General features: G+C 61.6%; 1 protein-coding gene. It reads left to right on the forward strand.

Features of this window, described 5'->3' with window-relative positions; translation table 11 throughout:
* Positions 1 to 719: 719 nt before the first annotated feature.
* On the forward strand, positions 720 to 3919 hold a 3200-nt coding region (locus tag FEV53_RS19730), incomplete at its 3' end, for a beta strand repeat-containing protein (RefSeq protein ID WP_142836356.1).

Here is a 3919-nt window from a genome sequence, read left to right on the forward strand (position 1 = left end):
CCTATTCCTGGGCCGTCCACGTCTACCCGGCACCGATGCCGCATAGCGGCAAAGCCGCGACCCTGCGCGAGGCCCTCGAGGCCGTCAGGCAGACGGCCGGGGAACTGCCGAATATCCAGTGGCGTCAGAGATCCATCTACTGGAAGCAAGAGGTGTTCCATCCCGGATGATGGTCCACATTCCCGGGGGCTGTCCCGGACGATATTTGTCGCGGGAGGCGAAAAACGATCAGGGAATTATGCCTGATCCCCACTGAATACACGCGGGTCCTGAACCGGGTGCGCATGGTTAAAAATATGTTAACCTGCTAATTTGAAACGAATAATCTATACTATTCATTTGAGAGATCGCCCTAACCGTTCGTATGGTCCGGCAACTGAGGTTGATGCCTGCGAGGAGTTGTTGTGGTCGATACTCTCAATCCGGATCGGGTCAGACCCGGTCGCTTTGTCCAGGTCTTTGCCTCAATCCGGGGGTCGGTCGATGGGGCCGATCAAGCCGGAACCTGGTCTGAACCGTCTCGCACCGCGCGCGGAATACGCTCGGCTCAGCGTCATCCCCTGATCAAGAGCGGGCCATTTCCCGCTTCTCAACGCCACCGGGCGCGCATCGTCCCGCCGATACCGACGGCTAGCGCTCGTCCCTCAAATGATCCGTCGGTTGGGACTGCCCCAGTGGCCGTGTCCCCACGCACATCAAGACTTCAGAAAGGCTGACCCATGGTTACGATTTGGACCCCCGGACCCGGACCCACTGCTGGCAACGACACCGCCACTGCCGATGGCGCCAATGACGTCATCAGCGGTCAGGGTGGCGATGACAGCCTTTTTGGGGCGGGCGGCGATGACACCATCTTTGGCGGTTCTGGCAACGATACGATCGACGGGGGGTTTCAGCCTGATCTGATTGACGGTGGTGACGGTGCGGACAGTATCAATGACAGCGGTCTTGGTGAGTCTAAGGATACAATCTTCGGGGGTCTGGGCAATGACACCATCGACGGCGGTTTTGGAGACGACATAATCGATGGGGGCAGTCAGTCCGATGTGATCAGCGGCGGCGGTGGCAATGATAGTATTTCGGATAGCGGTGGCGGGGCGTCATTCGACACGATTTATGGCGGTGACGGCAGCGATACGATCTCGGGCGGTGCGGGGGACGATTCGATTGACGGTGGCTCTTTGGGCGACTCGATCTTCGGTGGTGACGGCAACGATATTGTGACGGACAGTGGCGGGGGAGCGTCCCCCGACACCATTTTCGGTGACGCTGGGAACGATACGATCGATGGCGGATTAGCGGCAGATACTCTATTTGGCGGCTCAGGTGACGACAGCATCTTAGGCGCCTCGGGCGACGACACGCTGGTGGGGGGGCTTGGCAACGACACGCTCGACGGGGGGGCCGGGGCTGACGTTCTCGACGGTCGGAGCGGCGATGACAGCCTGTTTGGCGCCAGTGGCGATGACACGGTGGACGGGGACAGCGGGGATGACTTCCTCCGCGGCGGGACCGGCAACGATACCTTTTTCGGAGACCCAGGCAATGACACGCTCATCGGCGATTCCGGCGATGACCTGCTCCGCGGCGGGGCCGGCGATGACACCGTGTCTGGCGGAGCCGGGGCGGACGTGGTCAATGCCGATAACGGCGTGGATACGGTCGAAGGGGGCGCCGGGAACGATACGCTCGATGGGGGGGCCGCGTCTGACCTGATCTACGGTGGCAGCGGGGACGACAGTATCGTTGAAAGCGGGAGCACTTTTTCCGCCGATACGATCTATGGCGGTCTCGGCAATGACACCGTCACTGCCGGTGATGGGGATGACGTCATCAGCGGTCAGGGTGGGAACGACCAACTCGAAGGAGGCGAAGGCAACGACACGATCTTTGGCGGCACGGGCGCTGATGTTGTTTCTGGCGACAACGGGAACGATCTCATTCTGGGGGACGACGGCGACGACCAGCTGGGTGGGAATGCCGGAAACGACCAGATCCAGGGCGGCGCCGGGGCCGACGCGATCGGCGGAGGCTCAGGCGACGATAGCATTCGTGGGGATGCGGGGAACGACTCAATCTCGGGCGGCTCAGGCCGCGACACAATTGTCGGGAATTCGGGCGATGATTTTATCGGCGCTGATTCTGGCGATGATATCGTCAACGGCGGCGCAGGCGATGATACGATCACGGGCGGCTTTGGTGCAGATGATCTGGTGGGTGCCGACGGCAACGATTCGCTTTTAGGGAACGGGGGCGATGACACGCTGGACGGCGGTGTCGGCAATGACACGCTTCTCGGCGGAGGAGAAAACGACAGCCTCTCCGGTGGTATTGGCGATGACGTCATCTTGGGTGGGGACGGCGTTGATACACTGATTGGCGGCTCAGGCGATGATATACTGAGTGGCGATGTCGGCAATGACACGCTGTATGGTGGGGACGGCGACGACTCGCTGTCGGCGGGTCGGGGGGATGATTCCGTGTTTGGCGGGGCTGGCGACGATACGCTGGACGGCAATGACGGCTTGGACAGCCTGTTCGGCGGCGCCGGTAATGACCGCATCAGATTGAACGCGAATGAACCCGGCGGGGCGTTTTATGGCGGCATCCAGGTGGGTGTCGGCGGGTCTGGAGACGACTTGATCTTTGGCTCTGGCGACACCGATTCCCTGCAGGGCGATGCGGGGAACGATCTGATCGACGGCGGGAAAAACAACGACACCCTCTTTGGCGGTCTCGGCGATGACAGTCTGCGGGGCGGTGAGGAGAACGATTCCGTCCTGGGTGGCGCCGGCGACGACAGTATCATTGGCGATCAGGGCGACGACACACTCTACGGGGAAAGCGGCGATGACAAACTCTTCGGGTTTGTCGGCAACGATTCACTCTTCGGCGGACTCGGAAATGACACTTTAGGTGGCGGCCTCGGGGATGACACCGTGTATGGCGATGAAGGCAACGACCTCCTGATAGGCAGGTCCGGGGAAGATCTCCTCTTCGGCGGTGTGGGCAACGATAATATTATAGGAGACATCGGGAACGACAGCCTCTCCGGCGGTATTGGCGATGACGTCATCTCGGGTGATGCCGGCGTTGATACACTGATTGGCGGCTCAGGCGACGACGCGTTGAGCGGCAATTCTGGCGATGACTCGCTGGTGGGGGGGCTTGGCAACGACACGCTCGGCGGCGGGACCGGTGACGACCTGGTTGTCGGCGGGTCGGGCGATGACACCATCTCTGGCGGCGCCGGGAACGACACGCTGGACGGCGGTGTCGGCAACGACACGCTTGATGGTGGCTCCGGCGATGACAGCCTGCTCGGCGAGAGCGGTGACGACGTTCTGCGGGGCGGGACGGGCACTGACACGCTGGACGGTGGTCTGGGCGACGACACGATCTTTGGCGACAGCGGCGACGATTCTCTAAGTGGTGGTTCGGGCGATGACAGCCTCCGCGGGAGTCTGGGGAATGATACGCTGCTGGGGGACGGCGGCAACGATTTCCTTACCGGTGAGAGCGGCGATGATACCGTTAGCGGCGGGGCCGGGGACGATACCGTTAATGGTGGCCAGGGCAATGACGTGGTCTTTGGCGATTCCGGCGATGATAGCGTTCAGGGCGGGACCGGACTCTTCGATGATACGCTCTATGGCGGTCTCGGGAACGACTCGCTCTTTGGCGATGGCGGATGGGATACCCTCTACGGTGGCGTTGGCAACGACGCGCTTGATGGGTGGACCGGTAGTGATCTGCTTTTCGGCGAGAGCGGTGATGACAGTATCGCGGATACGGGCGGCAGCCTCTCCGCGGATACGATTTATGGCGGTTTCGGGAATGACACCGTCGCTGGCGGTCGGGCCGATGACACCGTTCTGGGCGATGATGGCAATGACAGCGTTCTCGGTGAGAGCGGCGA

Source organism: Palleronia caenipelagi (genome assembly GCF_007004065.1).
Lineage (GTDB): Bacteria > Pseudomonadota > Alphaproteobacteria > Rhodobacterales > Rhodobacteraceae > Palleronia > Palleronia caenipelagi.